22 protein-coding genes and 5 pseudogenes are annotated in these 26,342 nt (G+C 43.7%); 24 read left to right on the top strand and 3 right to left on the bottom strand.

The window, feature by feature from the left end; genetic code table 11:
* Positions 1-16 precede the first annotated feature (16 nt).
* From G9U52_RS23135 to G9U52_RS23040, 20 genes and pseudogenes are all read left to right on the top strand, one after another.
* Positions 17-487, top strand: coding sequence for a Rieske (2Fe-2S) protein (locus tag G9U52_RS23135; protein ID WP_166153007.1), 471 nt, complete (start codon positions 17-19; stop codon positions 485-487).
* A gap of 23 nt (positions 488-510) precedes the next feature.
* The gene (locus G9U52_RS23130; RefSeq protein WP_243767508.1) at positions 511-1,554 is read left to right on the top strand and encodes an amidohydrolase family protein; all 1,044 of its coding nucleotides are present in this window, start codon (positions 511-513) and stop codon (positions 1,552-1,554) included.
* A gap of 383 nt (positions 1,555-1,937) precedes the next feature.
* Positions 1,938-2,045: pseudogene (locus tag G9U52_RS23125) on the top strand (DinB family protein); the annotation flags it as partial.
* A gap of 773 nt (positions 2,046-2,818) precedes the next feature.
* Positions 2,819-3,466, top strand: a complete 648-nt coding sequence (locus G9U52_RS23120; protein ID WP_166153005.1) for a 2OG-Fe(II) oxygenase — start codon at positions 2,819-2,821, stop codon at positions 3,464-3,466.
* 86 nt (positions 3,467-3,552) lie between these two features.
* On the top strand, positions 3,553-3,795 hold the full coding sequence (locus tag G9U52_RS23115; protein ID WP_166153004.1) for a hypothetical protein: 243 nt from the start codon (positions 3,553-3,555) through the stop codon (positions 3,793-3,795).
* A 379-nt stretch (positions 3,796-4,174) separates the two neighbouring features.
* On the top strand, positions 4,175-4,645 hold the full coding sequence (locus G9U52_RS23110; protein ID WP_166153003.1) for a DinB family protein: 471 nt from the start codon (positions 4,175-4,177) through the stop codon (positions 4,643-4,645).
* Positions 4,646-4,924: 279 nt separating this feature from the next.
* Positions 4,925-5,358, top strand: a pseudogene (locus tag G9U52_RS23105) (SRPBCC family protein).
* Between the two features lie 394 nt (positions 5,359-5,752).
* Positions 5,753-6,562, top strand: coding sequence for a CdaR family protein (locus G9U52_RS23100; RefSeq protein WP_166153002.1), 810 nt, complete (start codon positions 5,753-5,755; stop codon positions 6,560-6,562).
* Entirely contained in the window at positions 6,555-6,935 is a 381-nt protein-coding gene (locus G9U52_RS23095) for a helix-turn-helix transcriptional regulator (protein ID WP_207953155.1), read from the top strand. Before G9U52_RS23100 ends, G9U52_RS23095 begins: the two co-directional genes overlap by 8 nt.
* 135 nt (positions 6,936-7,070) lie before the next feature.
* A pseudogene (locus G9U52_RS40170) lies at positions 7,071-7,160 on the top strand (IS6 family transposase); the annotation flags it as partial.
* A gap of 267 nt (positions 7,161-7,427) precedes the next feature.
* Positions 7,428-7,988 carry a maltose acetyltransferase domain-containing protein gene (locus G9U52_RS23085; RefSeq protein ID WP_166153172.1) on the top strand — a complete coding sequence of 187 codons (561 nt, stop codon included), beginning with the start codon at positions 7,428-7,430 and terminating at the stop codon, positions 7,986-7,988.
* An 820-nt stretch (positions 7,989-8,808) separates the two neighbouring features.
* Positions 8,809-9,586: pseudogene (locus tag G9U52_RS23080) on the top strand (ABC transporter permease); the annotation flags it as partial.
* 1,688 nt (positions 9,587-11,274) lie between these two features.
* Positions 11,275-11,511 (top strand): hypothetical protein, encoded by a 237-nt coding sequence (locus G9U52_RS23075; RefSeq protein WP_166152998.1) that lies wholly within the window; start codon positions 11,275-11,277, stop codon positions 11,509-11,511.
* A 59-nt stretch (positions 11,512-11,570) separates the two neighbouring features.
* Positions 11,571-12,317: pseudogene (locus G9U52_RS23070) on the top strand (aldo/keto reductase).
* Positions 12,318-13,166: 849 nt separating this feature from the next.
* A complete protein-coding gene (locus tag G9U52_RS23065; protein WP_166152996.1) occupies positions 13,167-15,503 on the top strand; it encodes an AraC family transcriptional regulator in 2,337 nt (778 codons plus the stop codon).
* A 160-nt stretch (positions 15,504-15,663) separates the two neighbouring features.
* Positions 15,664-16,635: an ABC transporter permease gene (locus G9U52_RS23060; protein ID WP_166152995.1), complete on the top strand. Its 972-nt coding sequence runs from the start codon at positions 15,664-15,666 to the stop codon at positions 16,633-16,635.
* Between the two features lie 18 nt (positions 16,636-16,653).
* The gene (locus tag G9U52_RS23055; RefSeq protein WP_166152994.1) at positions 16,654-17,529 is read left to right on the top strand and encodes a carbohydrate ABC transporter permease; all 876 of its coding nucleotides are present in this window, start codon (positions 16,654-16,656) and stop codon (positions 17,527-17,529) included.
* A 152-nt stretch (positions 17,530-17,681) separates the two neighbouring features.
* Positions 17,682-19,250, top strand: coding sequence for a type 2 periplasmic-binding domain-containing protein (locus G9U52_RS23050; protein WP_166152993.1), 1,569 nt, complete (start codon positions 17,682-17,684; stop codon positions 19,248-19,250).
* 96 nt (positions 19,251-19,346) lie between these two features.
* On the top strand, positions 19,347-22,055 hold the full coding sequence (locus G9U52_RS23045; RefSeq protein ID WP_166152992.1) for a hypothetical protein: 2,709 nt from the start codon (positions 19,347-19,349) through the stop codon (positions 22,053-22,055).
* Between the two features lie 88 nt (positions 22,056-22,143).
* The gene (locus G9U52_RS23040) at positions 22,144-23,232 is read left to right on the top strand and encodes a mandelate racemase/muconate lactonizing enzyme family protein (RefSeq protein WP_166152991.1); all 1,089 of its coding nucleotides are present in this window, start codon (positions 22,144-22,146) and stop codon (positions 23,230-23,232) included.
* A gap of 265 nt (positions 23,233-23,497) precedes the next feature.
* On the opposite strand, the gene G9U52_RS39330 is transcribed toward G9U52_RS23040, so the two are convergent.
* Entirely contained in the window at positions 23,498-23,800 is a 303-nt protein-coding gene (locus G9U52_RS39330) for a hypothetical protein (protein WP_207953153.1), read from the bottom strand.
* Between the two features lie 176 nt (positions 23,801-23,976).
* Positions 23,977-24,120: a hypothetical protein gene (locus tag G9U52_RS23035; protein WP_166152990.1), complete on the bottom strand. Its 144-nt coding sequence runs from the start codon at positions 24,118-24,120 to the stop codon at positions 23,977-23,979.
* A gap of 95 nt (positions 24,121-24,215) precedes the next feature.
* On the opposite strand from G9U52_RS23035, the gene G9U52_RS23030 reads away from it, so the two are divergent.
* From G9U52_RS23030 to G9U52_RS23020, 3 genes are read left to right on the top strand one after another with little or no spacing between them, the layout of a single operon-like run.
* Complete coding sequence (locus tag G9U52_RS23030) at positions 24,216-24,905, top strand: amidohydrolase family protein (RefSeq protein ID WP_166152989.1); 690 nt, start codon at positions 24,216-24,218, stop codon at positions 24,903-24,905.
* Complete coding sequence (locus tag G9U52_RS40970) at positions 24,859-25,038, top strand: amidohydrolase family protein (protein ID WP_166152988.1); 180 nt, start codon at positions 24,859-24,861, stop codon at positions 25,036-25,038. The genes G9U52_RS23030 and G9U52_RS40970 overlap by 47 nt, the downstream gene beginning before the upstream one ends.
* Positions 25,039-25,062: 24 nt before the next feature.
* Entirely contained in the window at positions 25,063-25,413 is a 351-nt protein-coding gene (locus tag G9U52_RS23020; protein ID WP_243767507.1) for a Rieske (2Fe-2S) protein, read from the top strand.
* Positions 25,414-25,621: 208 nt separating this feature from the next.
* Here the strand turns inward: G9U52_RS23020 and G9U52_RS41770 are convergent, their stop codons facing one another.
* Positions 25,622-25,795 carry a helix-turn-helix domain-containing protein gene (locus G9U52_RS41770; protein ID WP_375790278.1) on the bottom strand — a complete coding sequence of 58 codons (174 nt, stop codon included), beginning with the start codon at positions 25,793-25,795 and terminating at the stop codon, positions 25,622-25,624.
* Between the two features lie 39 nt (positions 25,796-25,834).
* Between G9U52_RS41770 and G9U52_RS23010 the strand changes: the two genes are divergently transcribed.
* A complete protein-coding gene (locus tag G9U52_RS23010; protein WP_207953173.1) occupies positions 25,835-26,332 on the top strand; it encodes an MDR/zinc-dependent alcohol dehydrogenase-like family protein in 498 nt (165 codons plus the stop codon).
* The last annotated feature ends 10 nt before the right edge of the window (positions 26,333-26,342 follow it).

Raw genomic sequence — 26,342 nt, 5'->3', positions numbered from 1 at the left:
TAAAGGTGGAATTAAAGTGGGAAGACATATTGTGGGTACAGTGGCTGAGCTGCCCCAGGGCACAAGAAAAATTTTGGATTTGGAAGGTCGATCTGTAGGGCTATTTAATGTTAACGGTATGTATCATGCATTGAAAAATACATGTCCACATCAAGGAGCACCCCTGTGTGTGGGCACCGTAACCGGAATGACATTGCCATCTGAACCTGGTGAATACATCTATGGGAGGCAAGGGGAGATTGTCCGCTGCCCATGGCATGGATGGGAATTTGATCTAACCACGGGCAAATCGATTTACGACCCGCATAAATGCATGGTTAAAACCTATGAGGTTGCTATAGAGCTGGAAGAAGCAGTTGAGGGAATAGCTGCGACAGGATCAGTGGCAATTGCAGCGGCAGAATCTGCGGCAGTTGCAGAAGCCTTGGCAGAAGTTGAAACCTACCCCGTTAAGGTAGAAGCAGGATTGGTCATTATCTATATTTAATATGAAGTGGAGGAATGATTAAAATGAATAAAGGTATTATCGATTGTGACGTTCACCCGATGCCCAAAAGCATTGATGAGATTCGTTCCTATATGCAAATGCCATGGAAAAGCAGGCATAATGGCGGCGGGCGCGGTTTATTCGGCAATCCGGTTCACGGAGCCCGTCTGGATGCCAAGCCGACTAACGGAGGACCTGAGGGGAGCGATCCAGAATTTCTCCGTGAGCAGCATATTAAGCCTTTCAATGTTGCCCATGCGATTTTATTGCCGAGAGCTTTCTGCAATCTGCATCCCGATCCTGATTTCGCTACTGCTGTCGCTGCGGCTTACAACGACTGGCAAGCGGATACGTGGTTAGGTAAATACAACCCGGATGGCGTGTTCAAAGGTTCAATAACGATTGCGCATCAGGATCCTATTGCTGCCGCGAAAGAAATCGAACGTTGGGCTGGGCATCCACATTTCGTACAAGTAATGACGGATTCTGGTGCACGGGCGCCATTTGGGCAACGGCAGTATTATCCTATTTATGAAGCCTGCGAGCGCCATGGATTTCCTCTGGCTATCCACCCCGGCACGGATGGAATGGGAATCAATATTCAACCGTCACCGGGTTATCCAACCCATTATATTGAATGGCATACATGCCTGTCCCTAGCTTTCCAGGCTCATTTGGTCAGCTTTATTACGGAAGGTGTATTTGAAAAGTTTCCTGGCTTTAAAGTGGTTATGGTTGAAGGCGGTTCTGCCTGGCTGCCTACGCTGATGTGGCGTTTGGATGCTGAGTACAAGGCGCTGCGTTATGAAGTGCCCTGGGTGAAAAAACGGCCAAGTGAATATTTGCGTGATCATGTTCGTGTGACCTCGCAGCCTCTTGAGCGCCCTGACAATGACAAGCATTTGCTCAACACACTGGAGGCCATGGATGCCGAACACATCATGATGTTCTCAAGCGATTATCCACATTGGGACTTTGATTCTCCGAGGCTTGCTTTCCCGAAATTGCCAGAAACCTTGCATAACCGTATCTTTTATGAAAATGCGCGTGAGCTGTATAAGCTATAAAAATATTAACAATAAAAGGGATAATAAGATATGTACCGGCATGCTTCCAGCAATAATTTATAAATTTAGCCTTGAGGGATGTTGTTCCTTCAAGGCATTTTCTTACCCTTCCAGTGCCTCATTCAACTATTATTGCAGTCGATTTCTTGGCCAATTACAAGTAGCCTTCGACGATCTGCAGCGCCTGGCTCAAACAAAAGCTGGAAGACGGCTAGGGCTAGACCATCCGAACGATTTAGGGTTGTGGTGCAAGAATTTTTTGCACCACAACCCGCTCATTTAACTGGGCAGAATTGCGCAATATCATAGTCGGTTAACCAGAGAGCTTTCCACTCGACTGGAATTTATAGTATGCTAAACTCTATAAGGTAGGAGAGGAATTTATGGTCAAACAACTGATCGTCGGCGACGCATCGTATGAACTGGCCACTACGCGCCGTATTCTGGAACGCTTGCCCGAGGAGCATATGTCGTGGCAGCCGCACGAAAAATTCGTTAAAAAAAGTTTCGGTTTGGGGACTGAACATGGAGGCAATTAAACAAGCTCATGTACTAGGAAAAAGCTTCTAAGTAGAAAGTACTGACAAGCCACTTATTTGGGGACTCATCGTATATAATATGCTTTGTTTCAATTATAAAGGGAGGGGAATGCAGCTTAGCCTGTAGCTCCTTCTTCTTTATTTTGGATTTGTAGATATTGCTTATAGCTCCCATAATTTTCAGTTGACATCACGATTATGGCGGATTAACTGGGTTTATCATCTTCAATAATACAGAGAAATACTTAGAAGAGGTTGATTTCGAAGATAATATGGATGGTAGAGACACAGTGCCCCTGTTTAAATTGACTACCCGTAGATGCTGTGTGGCGATGTGGACGCGGCGTAAGCCGTGAGAGTGCTCAAAGAGAACATTCAGGGGGCTCGACTACCCTAGCCTCCACGAACATGAAAAAGGACACCTCTGAGGTGTCCTTTTTGCGTTGTGTGGAAAGGAAAGACAGGGAGTTGCCCCTTTCTGGGGTTCAGTCCGCACGGACCGCAGCGTAAGCGAAGGGAGTGCGGGATCGATATTCACCGCTAAGGTAGTCATCGTCGAGTGAGCATCGGGAGCAACTTAAATCTGAATATCGATACTATCCTCGCCTCCACCAATACCAGGCAGTTTAATTATTTTGATTTTTCTGAAATTTGTAGAGTAAAAAATCCCATTTTATGGTATCGTATTTTTATGGTGGATGTCATAGTATAGGGGCCGTATAAGGATGATAGGGAATACGACAGAGAAAGAACGGACGATATTTGATCATGCTGGAAATACGATCAAGACAGAAGATCGAGAGATTCGAATTCTTGCCAAGTATGAGGCACCTCTGATTGTCGTACTAGGAAATGTGCTTAGCGATGAGGAATGCGATGAGCTAATTAAACATTCTAGGCAACAATTGCAACGTTCAAAAATAGGCGAAGATCATGCGGTCAATCAAATTAGAACGAGTAGTGGGGTGTTCTGTGAGGAGAATGAGACGATTACAAGAATCGAGAAGCGATTCTCTCAAATTATGAATATTCCTATCGAGCATAGTGATGGCTTGCAAGTTCTTCTGTATACCCCTGGCCAAGAGTATCGACCTCATTATGATTTCTTCGCAGAAACGAGTCGAGCAAGTGCCAACAATCGAATTAGTACGCTCGTGATGTATTTGAATGATGTGGAGGAAGGCGGAGAAACGGCGTTCCCCATGCTTAATTTTTCTGTTGTTCCAAACAAAGGAATGGCGGTCTACTTCGAATATTTTTACAATAATCATGAATTAAACGACTTCACCTTGCATGCAGGTACGCCAGTGATTAAAGGGGAAAAGTGGGTTGCAACGATGTGGATGAGAAGACAAGCCTTTCGCTTCTCCTAGATGTATGATCATGTACTGAGTGATTTGGAAGCAATGGAAAGTCAGCTCGTTACTAATTCTAGTAACTCTCAAGTGACATCAAGACTGTGACTACACCCGTAGAAGCCTATGTGGCGTTAGCTTCGGACAGGGGCTCGACTCCCCTCGTCTCCATTGCTGAAAACCCTGTACGTGATTTCCGCACCGTAATGGTTGATATCGGTGGATGGTTGGATTACTACTCAGTCAACGTATTCTTGAAGCACTTGTTTCTTGTCCTCATCACTTCCGGACAGGAGCAGGTGCTTCTTGTCGTTTATGGCACATCGAATCTACAGGGTATGGGGTGATCTTTTGTACAACTCTCATATTGATGTGAAATTGATGTGAAACATTAACATCAAGGGCAACAAATCACTATAAAAGAACACAAACGAATATGAAAAACCTTGATTCTATGCGGTTTTATGGCACTATATTTATTATGCTCTGAAACTCTATACAGCAGCTTGTAAGGACTTCTCAGGTAATGCTTTCCTAAGAAGCCCACCCAGTGCCGAATGAAGGAAAAGTTCATAATATTATATGCTTAATCGTGCTCATGCCTGTGAGATATTTTTTTGAAATGAGCCCAACAGTAAATAATCAACCTAAAAATAAGAACATTTGTTTGCTTTTATTGGGATTTTGTGGTATGTTATCCATAAGAATTTGGAAGGGAGAGTTACGATGGCTGTTAAGCAGAACAAGACATTGAACCAGTTCACTGATTTTTTACCTTGGGTGGAAAAATTGAGGGAGACTGACAAAGATCTCTGGATAAAACCTATATCAACGGGGAAATGGTCTCTCAGGGAGATTCTAACTCACATTATGCACTGGGATAAGAACAGTTTAGAAATGATGCTTCCAAGTATGGCGGAGGGGGCAAAATTATTCTTCGTGGATATTGAGAAGCATAACCAAGAAGCCGCAGTATTTGCCCAAGCATACACTACCTTAGACGTACTTATCGATGACTTAATCAAGACACGACAACAGTTGCTTGAATTACTAAAAGAAAAATATGATGATACAAACAAATTCACTATTAATAACTGGAACTATACATATAAGAAGTTTGTTAATGTATTCATACATCATGACGAACACCATAAGAAACAAATCGAAGCCTTTCTAGAGCAAGAGAAAAGTGCATAAGACATGATAACCCCCCTACCAATGGTTGGGGGTATCATGTATAAAGAAATCTGATAAGCTAGAGCAAACACTATTCCTTCGGACACTATCATGTTTTTGTTGTCACTGTATACTCCACACATTGGAGTGCGTGGTAAGGAAATATCGAGAGGATTGAGCAGATCTGGTAAAAGGCGTATTTTGAGGGTAAATCAACTGCCCATAGTCGCAATTTAAGATGATGCTTTTAACATATATAATTAACTATGATTCTAAATCTATTAAAAGTGAGGCGGTAAAATGGAAACAGGTAATAAAGTAATGATAACGGTAGAAGCCACGGTTCATACACCAGTTGAAAAAGTGTGGGAGTATTGGACAGAACCAGAGCATATAACAAAGTGGTATTTTGCTACTGATGAATGGCATGCACCAAATGCCGAAAATGATTTAAGGGTTGGCGGAAAATTCGTTACAAGAATGGAAGCAAAGGATGGAAGTTTTGGATTTGATTTTGGTGGGGTTTATGATGAAGTGAGAAAAATGAATTTATTGGATTCACTCTTGGAGATGGACGAAAAACTACTGTTACTTTTATTAGTCATGATAACGAGACTAGAGTAACTGAAGCTTTTGAAGCAGAAGCTACTAATGAGATTGAGATGCAAAAAGCAGGCTGGCAGGCGATTCTAGACAATTTTAAAAAATATAGTGAAATTTCCAAAATAGATTAGGATAAAAGAATCAGACATGCAGGCTTGTTCATAATTACTGAATACATAAATTTAAACGACCTTCCTTTTGGAAGGTTTTTTCATGCGAACAAACGTTTAATGTTATGTAGGTGTTTTTGTTGTGATGTACAATGATGGAAAAAGTCTGTCGAATAAAGGAAATTCCAGTTGGATTGTGGAATGAGTCTAAGGAACAATTTTTCTGGTGATCGTCAATTAGGAGGGCTTACCTTGAACAAAAAAACTTATCAGAACGCGATATATGCTCTAAATACAAACACCAGCACTTATCCAATCAGGATGGGATTTACAAAAGCAAATACGTGAGGAAGTTACTGTTACAGATGGAAGGCGAGCGATCCATACAAGCAAAAAGCTGCGGGAGAGAGTTGATATGCACCATGAAGCAATCAGGGAGCAATTACTGCTGAAGCTGCTGGGCGGCAAACTCGATACTCACGGTGAGCTGCTGTATTGGCAGGAAGATTTGGAGCTTCGTTTTCCCCATCCTTTGTTTTATGTTATTACGATTACATCAAAAGAACCGTCACAATTAACCCCTCTGATTAAAGATCAAATATTGAAACTGTTAGAGCCGTATTCCCAGGGAAAAGTTAATCTATACGGTGTGGAGCCTGCCGAGGAACGGTGGATCGCGGCAATCATCAATGCTGATGCTCATGAATCAAACGAGGACGCCCAACGAGTTCATGGACAATTCCTCGCGCAACTGGTTCAGGAGCATCTGGACGTTATACCGATCGTTGCGGTCGGTTCCGTCGTGACGGATCCTCTTCATATAAACCGCTCTTATGTCGAGGCTTCGGCATGTCTGGAGCATGCTGTTGTAACCGGGCAGGAAGGCTACCATCAATTCGGTGAAATAAAGGCCGACAGCGAGCAAGAACACTGGTATCCCATTGAGGAGCAAATCCGTCTTAATCAAAGCTTAAGGCAGGGGGATCGGTCAGTCGCACGTGAAAATCTGGATGCTATTATGAAAGCGCTTATAAGCCGAAGTTCATCGTTATTAATGCTGCGATACGTATGTTTTGATATCGCGAATAATTTTATCAAAGAGATCAAAGCGCTCGATAAACATGTGTTTGCCCGTGACCTGGAAAATTTGATGACCTTTCAAACATTGGAAGAATTGGGAGCAGATGCTCCGGAATTTAATCGATTCTGTGTGCGGTTTGGTTGAAAAAATGAAGGAAACACGCCATGAGGAGCTTGTCGAACGGATGATCACATATGTTCATAAGTCATACCGGAATCCGGGGCTAAGCTTGGATCTCGTGGCCGATGAGTGCGGTGTCTCCGTATCGCATATTGTCAAATTGTTTCGTGAACAAGTCGGAGCCACCTTCATCGACTATGTAACGAAAATGCGAATGAAGGAAGTGAAGCGTTTGCTTACGGAAACTGCGGAGCCTATCAAAAATATTGTCCAGCATTGCGGGTACATCGACCTGCCGAATTATGTCCGTAAATTTAAAGCGTATGAGGGGATAACTCCCGGACAATACCGCAAACTGTATGGCAAGTCTGTAGCGAATGGACCTGATCGGAAATGAATGATATACAGCCATCCCGGAAGTGGTGCAAAGCTCTAAATCATGATAACGTAACTGATAATGAAGTCATGGGATGAGTAACTTATTTTGGAGACGAAAATGGATTAATTTAAATGAAAGCAATATGAATCAGCGATCATTTTACTAACGGTAAGGTGGTATTTGAAATATAGTTTAAGCTATCAAGATATAGTCGAAATCATGGGCGAGCGAGGATTAAAGATTAGGTGGAATAGAGGCTTGTTTGACACCTTTACTTGTACTCCTAATCTTCCCGAAGAATGGCCTATCATGTCATTAAAAGCTATTAAAGCTTTTGGAAAAGAATTTGACACGTCCATCGAACGATGCCATAGGAATATAAAAATAAATATAACAGTAGAAGGTAATGTTTCAAGTTATATCTGCATGGCGGGAGAAAAGATAACTATTAAGTTATAATATAATAGGATAGGATAAGGACCTCTCTACGAAAGGAATAAACCAATGCAAATAAAAACAGAAAAAGAAAAGATGTTAAGTGGAGAACTTTACCAGGCGACCGATCCGGAGTTGGTGAAGGATCGTTTGAACGCACGTCGGCTGACACGATTATTCAATCAGTCGATTGAAACAGAATATGAACTAAGAATAGAACTTTTGCGAGAGTTGTTTGGCTCAACGGGAAACAATTATTACGTAGAACCAACATTCCGCTGCGATTATGGCTACAACATTCATGTTGGTGAGAATTTCTATGCAAACTTCGATTGTGTGTTTCTCGACGTTTGTGAAATTCGTATAGGTGATAATTGCTTCCTGGCTCCCGGTGTTCATATCTATACTGCGACTCATCCCCTGGGGGCTCAGGAAAGAATTTCAGGGGCGGAGTTTGGAAAGCCGATCACGATCGGTCACAACGTATGGATTGGCGGGAGAGCGATTATCAACCCGGGCGTAAAGATAGGTAATAACGCGGTGATTGCTTCAGGAGCAGTTGTAACAAAGGATGTTCCTGCTAACGTGGTCGTAGGTGGTAGCCCAGCAAAGGTCATCAAGCAAATTTCTGTATAGGCTTAGTTAGGTTTAGGTTTAGCTCTTAAGCTAACGCAGAACGATAGCGCAATAATCAGGGAGCAGATCGCCATGCGGCAGCGACATATGAATGAATTAAAGAGCTGAAGGAAAAACGCCGCTCGTAATCAGCCCGTCCCAGCCGCAAACCTCCGTTACGCTTACTGGAAAGGCCCTTAAGGCCAGTACAACGCTAAGTGGGCTCCTTACGCCAACCTGCCGTATCGATTCTTAGTCGGCGCAACGGGTAAAACCATGTATTCCGACAAAGCAGACAACACCAACAGGGCACCCTGAAATTGCTTCTTTGATTGATTCGTTGAAATAGAAACAAAACAAAAAAGGTGTTGGGGTATTTCACCCCGACACCTTTTTTAAGTACGCCCAGCATGGACGTCTTCTCTAGGGTGAAAGTCCCGAACGGGGGCTGGCGAGCGTCTTCTGTAGCCAAGAGCAAGACCCTCTATGTCAATATGGAACATATGTTTGTTTTTTGTGGTTGGGAATATTCATAAGCTTTGAGGTCTTCTGCATGGTGGATACGAGCATTGTCCAGAACCATGACGAGGTTGCTCTGGGAAAATCAATGGAGACAAGAATAAAAATTGCATATAAATTGTGAGTATTGAGTTTAAATGATACTGCTGATAGGCTTAACTCAAGCCGAAGTAAGCGAATATAAAGAACTCGTCCCAATTAATTAAAAAGAAAGGAGGAGATCCGGGTTATCGATAATCTAGACCTTGTGGGCAAAAATGTTGAAAAATCAAAAATCAGTCAAAATCTCTATACTTATCGGAGAACACTAAAAAGAGATTTTATGAAAAATAAGTACATTTATCTGATATCTCTGATTGGTATCGCTTATTACATTATTTTCAAATACGTGCCGATGTATGGAGTGGTCATTGCTTTTAAAGACTTTTCTCCGGGTAGAGGAATCCTTGGGAGCCCTTGGGTAGGTTTTAAGCATTTTCAGGCTTTTTTTGACAGCTATTATTTTTGGAGAATTGTAGGCAATACACTTTTGAACAATATTTATCAGCTTTTGTTTTCTTTTCCTGCTCCAATCATCCTGGCTCTGCTCCTTAATGAGATTAAGCATTCGCTCTTTAAAAGAACGGTACAATCCATTACCTATTTACCCCATTTTATATCGACTGTTGTTATTGCAGGGATGATTGTGGACTTTACCGCAAAGGCGAGGCTAATAAACACCCTCATTACTTGGTTTGGTGGAGAGAGGGAAAGTTTGCTCCTTCAAGCAGATATGTTCCGAACCATCTATGTTAGCTCCGAGGTCTGGCAGCAGGTGGGATGGGGCTCTATCATTTATCTCGCTGCCCTGTCGGGTATAGATTCGTAGCTATATGACGCAGCTACCATCGACGGCGCCAACAGGTGGAAACAAATGCTCCATGTTACATTGCCCGGACTTATGCCGACCATTGTGATTTTGCTCATCTTGCAAATCGGTGGAATGATGAACGTTGGATTTGAAAAGGTTATTCTTCTTTATAACCCTTTGACGTATAACAGGGGATGTTATTTCGAGCTTTGTATATCGCAAAGGTATCCTGGAAGCCAACTACAGTCATATGCTCTCTTGGATATCCTTCAAAATAGGCTAGCATTGCTTGTTCCACCGTCTCTAGTAAGTGTTGTTTATCCGCTCCCGCATGAAGCTGTCCATCAAAGGCAAGAATTACAACTCTTAACAACGGATTAGTAAAGTTGAGACCGATATCCCTTCCTTTATCGTTAAATTCTTCTACGGATTGGATTTGTCCTTTCAACAAGGAAAACATCAAGTAGTCTTTTGCTGCCGTATTATTATTTTCTGCTTTTTCACTTAATTCGCTGTTTCGCAAGGACAAAAAGGCTAGAGCATCCCGCATCTTTTCCATTGGTTTATAGTTCATATTCATACTCAAAAAAATGGCTATACCACCCAACAGCAGGATTGCAATCAAGCCGTACAATAAACCGGTCTGGACGGTTGTGACTTTTTCCATCACATGTGAGACAGGGATGAGGGTGACATATTTCCATCCAGTTTCCAGAGATTTGAGTGAAAAGAGAAAAAACTCATTATTATTTAACGTAACAGTACGTGACAGCTCCTGAGGACTTAGCGTTATAAGGTCAGTTAATGGTTTGGAGTTTGTATCAAACTCTTCGCTCCCGAAACGGGAAACCAACTGGCCGTTTTGATCAAAAATCAAATAGTTAGCGCTTTTGCTTTTATAATCCTTTAAAAGATCGTGAATGGTGCTCTCCTTCACCAAAAACAAAACCGTTGCACCTACATTGTTCGGCAGAGTAGGATAAATAAGGCTAATATAGCGTTCATTGTCTGTTTTATCCTCTACCGGACGTACAGTTATACTGTTAGCCGAATTAAGATCATTGTAGAAATCGTCTTGTTTCCAATTTTTAAATTGATAAATATGGTCGGTAAACATAGGAAACGTATACCTACTATTGTTGGAGTAAAGGAATGATTCTCCCCGAAAATAGATCATCATCTCATGGATAAACCGGTTGGTGGCTTTATAATTTTGAAGCTCCTGGGTGATCTTCCAGTCCTTGAGCTGATCTTCCTGCAGCAGTGTAAACGGTTTCAAATTGTTAACAAACATGATTTGGTTGCTCGTATTCTGCAACCCTAACAATTGCTGGTCAACTATATTTTAAATCTGTTTAAATTATTAAAATTGTTAGTGATGACCTCGTCTTTTAGAACGTTCATAAAATAACTAAAAATAAAAAAAGCGGTGACAACGATAGGAAGCAGTAGTATGAAGAGATACGACAGTAAGTATCTAACGAATAAATTAGAATTTTCATGATTTGTTTTTATCATATGCACTTCTAACTCGTTTTTGATTGTCTACTAAGTCTGCTATACGAACCCGATTTTTTGCGAAAATGCTTAGGAGGTTTATGATGGACTGGATATGATTTCGTATCGTTCGAAGTTATTAGTATTGGGCTGAAAAGAAGCGTGTTTGCCATAAGGAGGATCTCACATTTTGTTTACATGAAAATTTGAATGGCGTTGCCTATCACCACTGATGTTAAAGCAAAGGGATTTAACCGTCAAGTACATTTGAGCACTCTTGCTATATTTAATTGATTCGCCCCGATCTTCAAGGGCGTGGATACGGCAGAGCTTTTGTTTCCTTTCTTTCAGCAGTATAGCTATCATGAAGTCGGTGCTGAGTTGGTCTAAGGGTATTACTAATACGGTAAAGTGTAGAATATCATTAAATGAGGTGATGTAATGGACAATCAAGTTGTATTGAATGCACTTGCTAAAATTCCTGAGCTGAGAATAATTAAGCATCTAAAGTCAGATTTGTTTAATGCAGAATGCATAACTAAGAAACAACATCACAGAAGAAAAAATATTGTTGGCGATATTAGACTAAGTGGATCTAGTTTTATTCTCTACAATAATGGAGTATGGATTCCGAGGAAGAGACTGGGTATTAATACACTCGAAGAGACTGGGTATTAATACACTCGATGAACTTTTGGAATGGGTAAGAAGAGATATCGAATTTTTATCGCGTTAATCTGAACCCACATTGTCATTCAGAAGATGAAAACTGGTGTTTTCGGGTATTCTCAATGATGACCGCGCTTGATCTTGGCGTCACACTGTTCGATACGGCGGATATTTATGGCGGTGGATTTATGGAAGGAAAGTTCGGCGGTAACGAGCGGATGGTCGGCCGCGCCTTGAAAGGACGCCGGGACAAAGCTGTGATTGCGACCAAATTCGGTATCGTTTCGCCGGATATGAAATCGCACGGACACCCGGCTTATGTCAAAAAATCAGTCGATGCCAGCCTTCTTCAGCTTGGTATCGATTATATCGACCTGTATTATCAGCATCGCATCGATCCGAATACGCCGATCGAGGAGACGGTAGGTGCCATGGCGGAGCTTGTCCAGGAAGGCAAAGTTCGCTATATCGGCCTGTCGGAAGCTACAGCCGATCAGATTCGTAGTGCGCATGCGATTCATCCGCTCACTGCGGTGGAAACCGAATATTCACTGTGGAGCGGAAAACGAAGTGCTGCCGGTGCTGCATGAACTCGGCATCGGCTTTGTGCCTTACAGTCCGCTCGGACGCGGTTTCCTGACCGGGCAAATCCGAACCTTCGACGATCTGCCCGCAAACGTTGCACACCGTTCCAACTGGCTCTCGCCTGGCTGCTCGCGCAGGGCGAGCAGATTGTTCCAATTCCCGGTACGAAGCGGCTGGACCGAGTGCGGGAAAATATCCGCGCGACAAGCTTGATCCCATCAGATGAATGATCAAGTGAAGTACATGACAAGAGCAGAGGTTGCAGCAATCGTGCAAAGATTGCTGCAGAATTCTGGGCTGATTTAAAACAGCGATGGTAAAGAATCCATGGCAAAGACCCTTTGAACGGACAAGAAGTTGCTTGAAAGGGGCAATGTGCAGAGCAAGACGGAGGGGTTGACCGACCCGTACCGCTCGGTCACAATAAGAAACACAGAGGCGATTTTGTTCGTTCAAGCAACGTAAAACCAAACTTCCAAAACACTTGAGAACCTTGATTAAGGGTAATTTCAAGTGTTTTTTTGCGTCCTCGTATAATGCTATAAGTCTAGTAACTATCAAGAAAAGTAAGCCAAACCATCATGTACTCAAAGAAGCGGTTTAAAAAATGAATATCAACGTTTCTATGGATGATTGATAAGATGACGGCCACGATGTGCCTTGGATTTTTCAGAGTATGGCAACATTAAATACATAAGCCAATTCAGTGACAAGTGGATTCGAAGGAATCAAGGAAAAGTTAGATATTGCAAAGAATCGCCTATGTTAAAGGTTTATAGAAATTAGCCCTATGATTAAAGGAACGACTTGCCAAGCTGAAATCTCCATCTTATTTTCTTATCAGGCGCGGTTGGCGTTGGAGCATTACTACCCTCATCCGGACATATAATAACGGGATTACTTCTTAAAAAATTACTAGAACTGCAGCAAAACCACGTGATGACGGACCTAGATCATCCCAAAACGGATTTAAACAAATACAAAGCTGTATTCGTTCCTGAACATTTTTATGGATAATGACTGCTTGTTCACAAAACCCCCCTTATTTGAATAACAGTAGAGGGGAGAGGGAGCTGTTTATGAAATGGATAGAAAGCGCTTATATTTTTCTTATTGATATGAATACGAGACCTGGGTATTACTTTCACCGGATGATCTGGTTAGGTTGTATATCAGTTTGTATTCCGGTTATTTTGGCAGGCTTTGTATATTATAATTTTGTGATCAATAAAGAAAAAGCGGTTATTCGAGAAGACAATCAGACCTCGCTGCTTCTGATCAGGGATAGAGTGGAAAGCTTGCTGCAGAGCCTTGAGGAGCAGTCGCTTCAGCTGGCTATAGATCCAATCATCAGTGCTTCCTTTGCACTGCCAGATTTTCGTGACAATGTCGACTATCAGTTGGATTTGCTTAAGGCCATTACGATCAAAAAATATTCCAACAAAATGATCGGTGATATTGTGTTTTACAATGATATGACAGGTCAATTATTTTCCAGTAATGACGGTCAAATTCGCAACGGTAAAATCAAATTCCATGCAGATCTTGACAAAGTCATGAACTCGGATCAATTATCCCAATGGCTGCCTTTAAATAGGGGCAAATCACAGGATTTATTATCCTATGCAAGAAAATTGCCTGTTATTTCGGGAGGCAAACCATCAGGATTAATCATCATTTATGTAAAGATGGAGGTGCTGCGCACTTATTCGGAGGATTACTCAGGAATCGGAATCTCCAATAGTAAATTGATTACCGTTCTGGACAATGATAATAAAAGCATTCTCTACTCAAACAAATCCAGTCCGATCAATCAACCGCTGCTCAGCACGATGATTAGCATCCTCGAATCAGCAGACCTGACATCCGATAATTTTATAGCCGTCGATGAAAATGGAAAATCCATGATTTTTTCCCATTTCAAAACCGCATTTGGCCGAACCTATCTGTCCATGATCCCTGAAAAGGTAGTTACCGATAGATTGAATTGGATTCGCACCTATACGATCATTCAAGTGATTTTGTTTATCCTGATTGGAATTATATCGACGTTGATTGTATCCAAAAAGAACTACTCTCCGATCAAGCAGCTAATCCATTTCGGCAGAGACATCAGCGAAGGACGAATCGCCAAAAAAGGAAATGATATTTCATTTATCCGGGAATGCATGGTCTATTTGCAAAATGAAACCAAACTGCTTGAAAATTATAGGAGTAAAACAAAAAATACGCTCTGCGAACGTTTTTTACAAAAAGTAATTATGGGCAATCTGCATGGATTCACTGAACCTGATATTAAGAATGAATGTGAGTCTTACGGAATTTCGTTCAACCAGAACTATGTCGTCTTGATTGCCAATATCGAAAATTTATATAAAGAGAGACGGTTTTTACCCGAAGATAAGCCTATTATTTCGTATGCAGTGATCAATATCATGGAGGAATTGCTTCTGCAAAATAAAACGAAAATAACAGGCTTTGTGTTTCAGAGTATCGACGGCAATAATGTGGCGTTGTTGCAATTTAGCCGCGGCTTATCCGAAGAAGAAACCATTGAGTTAGCAAGCAATTATGCATTATCGACTAGCGAGTCAATCAGCCGTTATTTAAAGCTTGAAATGTCTGTTGGCATCGGGAAAATATATGCTCATATTTCCGATGTTTCATTGTCCTATAGGGAGGCTCAGCTTGCGCTGCAGTACAGGATTTATAAAGATGCCGAACGGGTGCTTTATATCGGTTTTTTAGAGCATGCGAAGAAACAGTCGATGTTTTTCTACCCTCATAGCACAGAAGAACGAATCATTAAATCATTAAAGGCGGGCGACCTTAAGGCTGCCGAAGTTGCACTCAATGAATTTGCTGATGTCACACGTTCCTCGGAATCCTATAACCTGATTTATCAAAGCTACCATGTTCTGCTTTCCGCAGTCATTATGTCGTTTGAGAAGCAGGGAGGAAGCACACTGGAAATGATGGAATACAATCTGTTCGACCAACTGAGAAATCGCCACACCTCCTGTGAAATATTGGATTGGTTTCACGAGGATTTATTTCCGCTTTACCTGAAATTGATTGGCACCAATAATTTTGTTACGCGCAACGCAAGCCTAAAGCAAGTATGCACCTATATCATGGATCATATTGACTCCGAAATATCATTGGTCCAGTGCGCAGATCTAATCCATATGAGTCCCTCGTACCTAAGCCGTATTTTCAAAAAAGAGGTAGGCACATCATTCATGGAGTTTGTCATGGTTTGCAAAGTAAATAAAGTAAAGTCGCTGCTGCTGGACACGGATCAAAAAATCAGCGATATTGCATTGTTGGTGGGCTATTCCGAACGAAATCTAAATCGGATTTTCCAGAAATATACCCAGCTGTCGCCAAGCCAATTCCGCTTGTTCCATCGCTAATCCTATATCAATCGGACAAATTATGCTGTAAATCGGACATAACTTGTTGACTTTACTTATATCGGTATTTTCGCAATAGTTGTCTCTTGTAAGTTGAAATACCGCACGTTTAAATGGAAATAAGAACTGAATTTGAATCAAAATGAAGAGGAGGAAGCAGATGGAAAACCCAGTCACACCCAACTTGAAAGCGGATTCAAAATTAACGTTACAACCTACCCATTCTTTTCGTTTATTTCTTAGGCGGCTTATCCTTCACCGATATTTCTATCTTCTGATCCTACCGGGATGCCTGTATTTCTTTATTTTCAAATTTATCCCCATGTGGGGAATTCTGATTGCATTTCAGGATTACAATCCGTTTGCAGGCATGATGAAAAGTAAGTGGGTAGGATTTCAGTATTTCCAGGATTTGTTTGGCTATGATCATTTTTATGTACTGCTTCGCAATACACTGGGCATTAATTTCATGAATCTGATCTTATATTTTCCGGTCCCGATCCTGATGGCTCTCATGCTAAATGAGGTTCGTCACGAGGTATTTAAAAGAGTCAGTCAGTCGATTTTTTATTTGCCGCATTTTTTATCGTGGGTTGTTGTGGCCGGGCTTACGTTCTTCATGATCTCCACGGATGTAGGAGCGGTCAATAAATTACTGCACGATTGGGGCATGCAGCGTATCGTTATTCTTTCCAACAGCGACTATTTTTGGCTGCTGATCACGTTGCAATCCATCTGGAAGGACGCAGGCTGGGGAACGATCATTTTTTTAGCTGCGATTGCCGGGGTTAATCCCTCTTTGTATGAATCAGCGGTTGTCGACGGCGCAGGACGTTTGCGGCAAATATGGCATATTACCCTTCCAGCTATCCGTCACGTAGTTGTCATTCTATTAATTCTTCGTGTGGGCCATATGATGGATGTCGGATTTGAACAACTGCTGTTGATGATGAATCCCCTAGTTATGAATGTTGCCGACGTATTTGATACATACGCCTACAACAATGGGGTTTTGAAGGGTGAAATCAGCACTGGTGTTGCGGTTGGTATATTCAAAGGAATAGTGGGGCTTATTCTTGTATTGGGAGCTAATTTTATTTCCAAGAAAATGGGTGAGGACGGAATATTCTGATATAAGGAGGTGATCGGCTTGAGCTTTGTCGCAAGAAAACAATTTTCTTTGGGTGAATGGGTTAATTATGTGCTGCTCGTATTGATTTCTTTAATTACCCTGATCCCATTTTTCTATGTTGTCAGCATTTCGTTGACGGATCCCGAGATCTATGTTCCTATGCGATTCTCTATGATCCCAGAAAGGTTTTCATTGGCTGCTTATACCTACTTGTTGTCAACAAACAGCTTTCTTAACTCGTTGTATAGCACTTTGTTTATTACGATCGTAGGCACCATTCTGAATGTCATTGTCACGTTCACGATGGCTTATGGACTTACTAAAAAGTCGCTTCCGGGACGAAAAATCGTTTTAAGTTTCGTAGTGTTTACGCTTGTTTTTAATGCAGGAATTGTTCCCCATTACCTGCTGGTCAAGGAACTGGGGCTGCTAAACTCCTATTGGGCTTTAATTCTAATCTCTTTGACGAATGCCTGGAGCTTGATTGTTGTCAAAAGCTTTATGGAATCGCTGCCTTCCGAGCTGGAGGACGCGGCGAAGATCGATGGCTGCACGGATATAGGTGTATTTATGAAGATCATCATTCCGTTGTCGATGCCTGCTGTAGCGACATTCACTCTATTTTTTGCCGTTGCCCACTGGAATACCTACTTTAACGCTTTGATTTATATTACAGATTCTGCCAAATGGACGCTTCAGGTGCTTGTCAAAACACTTATTATCGATTCAAACTCACAGGGCTATGCCACAAGCAGCGGCGATGACAAGGCGCTACCACAGGAAACGATCCGTATGGCTTCGATTGTACTGGCCATTTTGCCCATTCTACTTGTGTATCCGTTTATTCAAAAATATTTTGCGAAAGGCGTTATGCTGGGTTCTATTAAAGGATAATCAGGTTGGCAGGCTTGACGAGCCGGGTGGATACAGCAAGGGAGGTGATGTAAGCAAACTCAACCAGGGTCAACCCCCAGCGGATGTAGATCGGTTGCGGGTAAATAAGCGATTATGTCTGGATAGTTGTAAATATAAGGGAGGATATAACTATGAGCATGAAGGGAAGAAAGTGGTCACCCGTTTTAATAAGCACAATGCTTGTTGGTTCAATGCTTGCGGGCTGTTCAGCACCACCGGGAGGTTCCGCAGGAGGAAGTACAGCGGTGCCTGATAGTAAAGACGCAAAAGCTACTGCACCGACGGTAGCCCAAGCGCCGCTTGAGATCAATTTTATGCTGGCCTTGTTCGATCAGCTTCCTGATATGAAAAATGAAATCTGGACAGAAATCCAAAAACGGACCAACACGAAAATGAATATCGAATGGGTGCCTTCCGGAGATTATGATACAAAAATGGATCTGGTATTGGCTTCAGGTAACATTCCCGATGTTATCTTCGCCACGACGACGAACAGGCCAACGATCTTGAAAGCTTTTGAAAATGGTGCTTTTTGGGATTTGGCTCCCTTTCTCGGGGATTTCAGCAAATATCCGAATCTGAAGAAGAATTCTGCTACGAATGTTTTCCGTTATGTTACCAAAAATAAAAAAATTATGGGTATGGTGCGAAATAGGCCCTATATTGACCAAGGTATAAAGCTGCGCAAGGACTGGCTTGACAAGCTTAATATGAAAATCCCGACGACGATGGACGAGTATGCCGATACGTTGATTGCAATGGTAGAGAAGGATCCGGATGGCAATGGGAAAAAGGATACCTTTGGCTACGTACATCCCGGCGGAACGGGCATTCCGGGTAATTTTCTGGCGGCCTTTGGTACGATGAAACCGCAATTTACAAGCGATAACAAGGGAATTATTCATTCAAATCTGAATTCAGGCTACACGGATACTGTGGAATATATGAGGAATCTATATGCCCGGGGTGGGATGCCGGAGGAATTCGCGACGATCAAAGCGACCCAGGCTCAGGAGCTGTTCGAAACGGGTCAAGCGGCTTCCTATATCCGTAATATATGGCGTGCATGGACATTCCAGCAAAATATTAAAAAGGTTCAACCTAATGCCGAGGTCGTTATAGCTGCTCCTAAGGGACCCAAGGGCGATGCGGCTGTAAACTTCTCGCTTGATACGTATGGCGCATTGTACATTTCCAAGAAAGTGCCAGAAGAGAAGGTTAAACGGATTTTGGACTACTGGGAAAAGACGAATACGCCAGAATTTTTTGACTTAATTTTCTTCGGTGTCGAAGGTGTTCACTACAATGTAGTTAACGGCTACAAGGTAATGACGGAAAAAGGCGCCAAACAGATCGATACCAGCGTCCAACAGCCACTTCCAATGATGTGGAACGATTGGTGGAAGAGCTACGATAAAAATGCTCCTAAGGAGTACAATGACAAGATTTGGACGCAGGTTAAAGAATTCGGCAATCTTGGCAAGCTTGATCCATTTACCTATTTGAAATCGGACACATGGACAGCGAACTGGTCGAAGTATAATACAGAGTGGACCAGCATGGTGGTACAAACGATTATGGGCAAGAAAACAATGGATGAGTATAAAAAATATATAGAATCCATTCAAGCCAAACCGGAGTTCCAGAAGGCATTCCAGGAATTCAAAACCGAATATGATGAGTATCAAAGCTACAAATAAAGATTAATGTTTCGTTTATTGGTAGCATCCAACCTTTTGGTATGAATGGAAGGTTGGATGCTTTGGATTATTTAGAAACAGAGGAGATGTGAAGGGATGATACTAAGCAATGCCTTTAAAATTAGAATCGCTCGTAGTGCTGCCGATGCAATAGCCGCTAATGATTCAGTGACGTGGGCCGTTGAGCATTTAGCGAGCTTAATTAAGGGACGGGGGATCGAGCTTGCAGAAGCAGCAGACGACAGCGATGAAGGGGCAAAGGGTGGGCTACTATTAAGCATTGTGGGATCAACCTTCGCAGCTGAGCAACAGGATATCCAGACACAAACGAATAAGGATATCCAGACACAAGCGAATGAGGAGGAGCTTCCTGCTACACCCGAATCGTTTTGTATCATAAGGGAAGCATCAGCAGGTGGTGAGGGAACACTTACACTTATCGGAGCCGACGTGCGAGGGCTGGTCTATGCTGTTCTTGAGTTGGCGGATCGCATCAAGTATAGCGATGATCCTCGGACGGCATTAACGAGCATAAAGTCATACAGCGAGAAGCCTGCCAACCAGATCCGAGGCATCAGCCGTTCGTTCTGCAGTGAAATTGAAGATAAGCCGTGGTTTAATGATAAGGTGTTTTGGGGCGAGTATTTGACCGAGCTTGCGACGCATCGCTTTAACCGCATTCACTTCACGCTGGGCATTACTTATGACTATGGGCATGATCCTGATGTCAAGGATAATTATTTTGGCTTTGCCTATCCGTATTTTCTGTCTGTACCCGGTTATAAGGTTAGCGTTCGGGACATGCAGCAACAGGAAGTGGAGCAAAATCTACAGATGCTGCAATTTATTAGCCATGAGGCCAAACGCCGTGGGATTCATTTCCAGCTTGGGCTTTGGAACCATGCCTATCATATGACAGATAGTCCTAACGAGCTTCATGTTATAGAAGGTATTGACGAAACCAACCATGCCGTGTATTGTCGCGATGCGCTTCGGCTGCTGCTTCAATCCTGCCCGGATATCGATGGTGTCACTATTCGTACCCACTATGAGGGAGGCATTCACGAGCCATCTCATGTATTCTGGAAAGAGGTCATGAAAGGATTAACCGAATGCGGCAGGGTCATAGAAATCGATATGCACCCCAAGGGCGTAAACGAGGAAATGCTGGAGGTCGCACTAGACACAGGCATGCCGGTCATTGTTTCCCCGAAATTTTGGGCAGAGCATATGGGATTGCCTTATCATCAGGCAGCAATCAGGACCAAGGAGCTTCCTATTGCTATGACTGATCGAACCGACATGATGTCGATTACGCAAACCTACAGACGTTTTACCCGATACGGCTACGCGGATTATTTGAACGAGGATCGCCGGACAGGCGTGCTTCACCGTATCTGGCCGGGCACGCAGCGTGTACTGCTATGGGGTGATCCCGCGATTGCGGCTGGTTATGGCCGGAGCAGCAGCTTCTGTGGCAGCGTAGGTGTAGAGCTGTGCGAACCGATGTCATTCAAAGCACGAAAGACAACCGGAAGCACCGGAGGACGGGAGCTCTATAAGGATGTTTCGCTGCAGCCTGATGGCCATGAGTGGCAAAAATATTTGTACACCTACCGTCTATGGGGAAGACTAGTCTATAACCCCGATGCCGATAAGGAGCAATGGATGAGGTATCTGCGGCAGGAATTTCACGAGGCGGCAGAGGACTGCGAGCAGGCATTGGCTCATGCCAGCCGGATTTTATTGCTTCTCACCACCGCCCATCTGCCTTCTGCATCGAACAATTATTTTTGGCCCGAAATGTACCATAATACGGCTATAATCGATACCGGAAAAACGTCCCATACCTCTTTTGACACTCCGCCTCCACATACATTTGGGGCAGTAAGTCCCTTGGATACAGGGATTTTCTACGGGATCAACGAATATGCTGACGACTGCACTGCAGGAAAGCTTCAGGGTAAGTACTCGCCTTTGGAGGTGGCACAATGGCTGCAGGGACTTGCAGTAGCAGCCGAACAGCATCTGGCGACCGCAACAGCGCTAATTGGCGTCGAGCAAAGCGCTAACTATCGGCGCTGGGCAGTAGATATAAGCGCACTAGCGGGGCTTGGCCACTTCTTCGCGCGCAAGCTGCGAGCCGGAGTTTCCTATGCGCTATATGAGCGTACTGAGCGTACAAGTAACCTGAAACATCTTGAGGATGCGTTAAGCAGCTATAATTCGGCCCGGTCGGCCTGGGAGCAAATCATCGCATCCACGAAAGATGCTTACCGCGATGATATTACATTCGGCTACAAGTCGCTTATGCGAGGGCATTGGTCGGATCGCTTGGCGGGGATTAAAGAGGACATTGCTGACATGGAGCAGGTGTACGCCAAAGCCAAAGCAGACGCTGAAGCAGCAGGGACGAGCGTAGGAACATCAGGTACGCAATCACTACTGCATAGTGCAGTTACAGTATCGTCGATGTCGCAGCGGCCTGCTTATGAGCATGCATCCCCAGTTTCATTCAGCAGGGGAGAAGCCGTTGAACTGCGCTTGTCACTTGCCGAAGCTGCGGACAATGTGGACGTTACACTACTTTACCGGCATGCCAATCAGGCGGAGGCCTATCAAGCAGTGAATATGCTGTTTGCCGATGGCAGTTATGCCGCTGTCATTCCAGCAAGCTATACGCTTTCTCAATACCCACTCGTTTATTTCTTTGAGCTGCGCAGCGGACAGGGCGATGTATGGCTTGTTCCAGGACTAAATGCCAATCTTTCCAATCAGCCTTATTATGCCCTCCGTCAGCAGTAGGTTAGCTATCCGGAAGGCTTCTGGCTGAAGGCAGTTGTTACTGGTCGTGACAGTTGATTTTAAATTTAACTTCAGGGAGGCCATTATTTTGAAGATTAAAAGCATCGAAACCTTTACAACCAAAAATATTAGCATGGTAAGAGTGAAAACGGATGACGGGCACGAAGGCTATGGGCAGCTTGCTACGTATAACGCTAATATTTCGGCATTGGTGCTCCACCAACAGATAGCCCCTTACGCTTTGGGAGCCAGTGCGGAGCGTATAGCGGATTTGGTTGAGCAAGTTGTTTACGGGGAGCATAAATTCCCCGGGTCTTACATATGCAGAGCAGTTGGCGGTCTGGACACTGCTTTGTGGGATTTGCATGGCAAGCGTGCGAACAAAAGCGTCTGCGAATTACTTGGCAGCAAACCGCGCCCTGTGGATGTATACGGCTCCAGCATGCGCCGCAATATTTCACCCGCTGATGAAGCTGAGCGGTTAAAGAAGATGCAGGCGGAACAGGGCTTTCGTGCTTTCAAAATAAGAATCGGCAACAATTTTGGGCGCGATGTCGACGTGTATCCCGGAAGGACTGAGCAGGTGGTTGCCTCCGTTCGTCAGGCTATTGGCAACAATACGGATTTATACGTCGATGCGAACAGTGGATTTTCCCCGCGCCGCGCAATTGAAGTCGGGCGTATGCTGGAGCAGCAAGGCGTCGTTCACTATGAAGAGCCTTGCCCTTATCCTGAATTGGAGTGGACCAAGCAGGTTACGGATGCATTGGATGTAGCGGTTACGGGTGGAGAGCAGGATACAGATATGGCGCACTGGAAACGGATGATATCCATGCATGCCGTTGATATTGTCCAGCCGGATATTTGCTATGTTGGCGGCTTGAGCCGAGCTTTGGAAGTGGCGAAGCTTGCGCAGTATGCCGGGATGACGTGTACACCACATGCTGCTAATCGCTCGATGGTTGCGATATTTACTTTGCATATGGTCTCAGCTATTCCGAATGCCGGCCGGTTTATGGAGCTATCCATTGAATCCGATTCGTGGACGGAATCCTTATTCACCACAAAGCTGGAAGTACGTAACGGACAATTGCAGGTTCCGGATGGCCCAGGGTGGGGAGTTTCTATTAACCCAGAGTGGCTGGATAAGGCAGACTATCAAATTTCGCAAGTGTAGTAGGGAGTGCGAACAACCTATTAAGATGACTTCCAATTGGTTCCACTAAGCAAAGCAACGGAGATACGATTAACATAGTTTCTGAGCATAAGTGATATGATACAAGGCTTACAAATTTGAAGATTTAATTGAGGAATTAAAAACACTTCAGCCGCACCTATGTTCTCCTCAAGTGGTCGGAGAACATATAAGAAATCGTTTGGCTAAACTGAATTAGTTTCACAAACAGAAAAGCTGCCTTGATAGGCAGCTTTTCTATGTTATCTTATTTCGAAGATTGGGATTCTTGTTGGAGCCAATGCTTCATTTCTTTAATAATTTCCTTTTCATTTTTTTGAATGGCTCCAATATACCGGTTAAAAGGCATTACTACGGCATAAAATTTGACCCAATCAAAAAACCTTCTGTCTTTGGGGGCCGTATAATTGCGTAGCACGTCCCGGGCAAAATCCTCTCCAAACCGTAGAAAGAGGCTTTCAAAATCAAAGGCGGGGTCAGCAACTTGCAGCGAACCAAAATCAATGATTCCAGTTGTGAATAAATCCCGACTTAAAGGGGTGCCCTCCATTTATGGATAGACGACATAAGGAGGAGGGTCATTTTTTAGGGATGAATCTATAAAATGAGGGATTGACAAATTCACTCTTTTTTGCAGCTCTGGCAAAACCCGCAGTTCCCTTTTCATATTACGGATATCTTCCTCCGTTCTTGGAAAACGAAACACCAGAGAATTTCCTGAGACAATTACCCGGTTTTGATGGTCGATTTCAATAACCCGAAAGGTTCGTCTTTGGTTTGCGGGTACTTGGAACGAAGCCAGGCAAACAATTCTTTATCGGTTTTCACTAGAATCCTGTCCTTGGGTTGGGTATCCAAGTTCAAGTTCATAAAATGCCGCATAAATTGCTTAGACTCTCCCTGTAAATGAAGTGACCGAAGCCTAACCCATTTATTTTTTAGCTTTCCGTAAGGAATTCCATTTATTGGAAATTCCGGCGGGCACGTTGCCTGATCCTAATTATGCGGCAGCCTTATGCTCGGCCTACAATGATTATACCAAGGAGCATTGGCTCGACAAGGATGATCGGCTGCGAGGATCCATCAACATCCCGAAGCAGCATCCGGGCTTGGCGGTCAAGGAAATTGACCGTTTGGCTTCCGTCCCTGGACATCGGTTCGTTCAGGTGCTGGTTCCAGGCGGAGCGGAGAAGCCTTACGGAAACCTGATGTATGAGCCGATCTTTGAAGCCTGCGCCCACCATGGGCTTGTGTTTACGATCCATATCGGCAACGAGGGCCAAGGTATTAACCCTCCACCGACTGGTGCAGGACACGTTACTTATTATATCGAATCGCGCGCCAGCCGCACTCAGGTGATGATGGCGCATATGGTGAGCCTGATTGTCAGCGGTGTATTTGAAAGGTATCCAAGTTTGAAGGTTGTTATGCAGGAATCCGGCGTGATGTGGGTAGCTCCTTATTTATGGAAGCTCGACCAGGACTGGAAGGGCTTGCGCTTTCAGACACTCTGGGTCAAGAAGCCGCCAAGCGAATATTTCCGCTCCAATATGTACGTGTCCTCCCAACCACTGGAGCTTCCCTCCGATCCGAACATGTGTTACACCCATGCTGGATATGATTTACGCCAAGGAATGCCTGTTGTTTGCCAGTGATTACCCGCATTGGGATTTCGACTCGCCCAAATTGGCATTTCCAAAGCTTGCCAAAGACTACCATGAACGGATCTTTTATAGCAATGCTGCTGAGCTTTACGGGCTCGTTACGCATGGAAAGGCAGATGAATAACGCATGGCTTTGCACTACATTGGAATGGTTCACGAATTCCCTGAAGGGCAACGAAAGCTTCTACAGGTAAATGGGCGCAGTATCGGCATTTTCCATCTGAACGGGAATCTCCATGCTGTGTTGAATTATTGTCCCCATCAGGGTGCACCGTTGTGCGAGGGACTGGTAATGCCATGGATAACTTCAACCCTGCCGGGGGAATTCCTATATGAAAAGGAAGGCGGTATTGTCCGTTGCCCTTGGCACCAGTGGGAATTTGATATCACAACCGGCTGCCTTGTTGTGGATGAAAAAGTACGCACTAAAACTTACGAGGTCACCATTGAAACCTTCGATGTATCCGTAGATGAAGGCAAGGTATACTTGAAGATCTAATGGAATTTGGATACGTGAATAAGTCATATCCTGTACACTGGTACCCATAGACTGGACACTTAGAAAAAAAGGTGTTAAGGCTATGGGTATCTTTTTTCTATACTAGAGTAAGCAAAATCCCGAGAGAGATATTTGAAGCTCACGGATTCATATGAATTATAGCATGGTCATTCTTGAGGCTTGTTAGCGTGGTGTAAACTTCCTAACCCTAGGAATCCAAGGACCGCATCAAGGCCGATGGGGGACACCCCATTATTTTTTTGAACATTTTGTTGAAATGGGACTGGTCATTGTAACCCAAATAATCGGAAATTTCCCCGATGGTCATCCTCGTACTGCTAAGTATCAAAGTGCGAGCCGTTTGCACGCGAAGATGGTGCATATAAGTGATAGGGGTAAGTCCAGTTATTTCCTTGAAAGTTTGAGTAATGTAGTTCGGCGCACGGTCCGCGGAGCATGCAGAAGCTGTAAGCTGGGATTTACTAATCAATGCTTAAGCAAACGCGGGGATATGGGCTTTACTAAAGATGGGGGCTATGGCCCTTATATGGTCGTTAACGAAACTATTTTTTTCCCTGTGGATCATGAGCTTCCACTTTCTGAAGCAACTATGCTGCTGGACATTATGGGTACAGGCGGACATGCGATCAAAAGGGGCTTGCTAGTCCATCCAGATATCCAATCCATTCTGGTGGCAGGTGCAGGCCCTATCGGACTTGGGGTATTGGCGATGGCCAAAATTTTGCTTGGTGAATCTATACCCGTTTATGTGATGGATATGATTCCTTACCGCTTGGAGTTAGTAAAGAAGCTTGGCGGAATTGCTATTGATTTGACTGAGAACAGTCTTGATGAGTTTTTGCAGGCAAATGGAGCACAGGGCATAGATTTGGCGAAACCCGGTTTCTGCCGGGTTTAGCTCTCTCTTC

It is taken from the genome of Paenibacillus agricola (assembly GCF_011440305.1).
GTDB classification, from domain to species: Bacteria; Bacillota; Bacilli; order Paenibacillales; family NBRC-103111; genus Paenibacillus_S; species Paenibacillus_S agricola.
This window is presented reverse-complemented; position numbering and strand designations above follow the sequence as displayed.